At 22.7% G+C, this 1,656-nt stretch carries 2 protein-coding genes; both read left to right on the top strand.

The annotated features are described in order from the left end of the window. The first annotated feature begins 772 nt into the window (after positions 1–772). Positions 773–1,138, top strand: coding sequence for a hypothetical protein (locus OL66_RS03630; RefSeq protein WP_052177946.1), 366 nt, complete (start codon positions 773–775; stop codon positions 1,136–1,138). A gap of 60 nt (positions 1,139–1,198) precedes the next feature. Next, positions 1,199–1,606 carry an SVM family protein gene (locus OL66_RS02400; RefSeq protein WP_034172309.1) on the top strand — a complete coding sequence of 136 codons (408 nt, stop codon included), beginning with the start codon at positions 1,199–1,201 and terminating at the stop codon, positions 1,604–1,606. The last annotated feature ends 50 nt before the right edge of the window (positions 1,607–1,656 follow it).

The following is a 1,656-nucleotide window of genomic DNA, read 5'->3' as shown; positions in this document are numbered from 1 at the left end:
AATCAATGGATTTTAGCTAAATTAAATTATTCATCACCTTCTCAATATTGTCAAAATTTTAGATAATAATTTTTTATTTCAAATTTTCAACCTTGAAAAAGGTTACTTTTTGCGCATTTTTTTAATCAAAATAACATAATTTCGTAAAAAAATAATTATAATTTCATTTTCTTAACGGAATTTTAACTTTTTTTACTTAAATATATAGTGTAAGGGTAAAATATAAAAAAAAATATCTTTTGAAACTAATGAATTATTAAAAGTTTTAGAAACTTTTTGAAATTTAAAAAAAATATTTCCTTAGTTTGAAAAGATATGAAATTATCTACTTATTTTTAAGTCTTAAAGAACAATTTTAGAGACAAAATTTGTCTAAAAAACGCAACAGCGCACCACACTGCACCACACTCAAGCTCTAGAAGTAATAATTAAAGATTTAGAAAATACTTCTGGTAAATATATTTAAGAAAACGACGAACTCCGTCATGAAATCAATAAACTCAAAGAACAAATAAAAGACGAACAAAAAACCCATGAATCGACTAAAGTAAAATTAAAAAATCATAGACAAACAAGAAAACTGGAAAGGCTTAATTATGCCTTTTGCTTTAAAAAATGATAGGGTCTATTAATTAAAAAGTCTATAAAACAATTTTTTGGTTCAAAAAAAGTTTTAATTAAAATAAAAAAGTCAAATGTGTTAAAATATTAATATATTTAAAAAACATTAAAAAAGAAAAATAACTGTTTTCAAAATTAAAAAAATCATTAAATGGTTTTTTTAATTTTGGGGTTATTTCTTTTTTTAATTATCGATTGTATTTTAACCGAAATGAAAATCATTAAGTTACCGAAAGAAGGAATCCCTATTTTAAAAGAAAACAAATTTGAAAAACAACTCAATGAAGGCCAAGGTGTTAATTACTTAATCCTTAAATACAAAAATCCTAAACACTTCTTAGAAAACGATAAATACTATTGCATTGGTAGGGTTTTCGTTCATGATGCCAACTTCAAATTAACCGATTTCCAACTCCACTTCAATCCAAAAAAAACTTTATCAATTTTTCAAGATAAACACAAGAATGATAAAACCAAAAAAGTAGGTACGAAAAGTGTTACCTTTAAAGAAACATAAAAATATTAAATTCTAACATATTAAAAATTAAAGGAATAAAATTAAAAGGAGATTTAATTCATGTTTAAATTAAAAACAAATTTATTATTTTTTAGAATCGTTTTATTTATTGGTTTAGGATTATTTTTAATTACTATTAATAAACAAGTAATGGCCGCTCCTAATGAAGAGTTTGTGGGCGATATGAGAATTGTTAATGTAACTGTATCAAATATTGATATTCTTAAAAATCATGAAACATTTAAACAATATTTTGATTTTACGTTAACTTGTCCTCGTTATAATGGAAACATAGAAGAATTTGCAATAATATGGAAAATTAAAAATCCACCTCATAATTTGCTAGGTGTTTTTTTTGATAATGGCACTAGAGATGATGAAGATGATAAATATATTTTAAAAGAATTGAAACAAATGGGTAATGGAGCCAAAAATATGTATATTTTTTGGCAATATGAACACAAATAATTTTTTTGAATTAAAAAAGGAGTTAAAATAAAAAAAGAAATTATTTTTAA

The sequence above is a fragment of the Chrysanthemum yellows phytoplasma genome, from assembly GCF_000803325.1.
GTDB lineage: Bacteria > Bacillota_I > Bacilli_A > Acholeplasmatales > Acholeplasmataceae > Phytoplasma > Phytoplasma asteris.
This window is presented reverse-complemented; position numbering and strand designations above follow the sequence as displayed.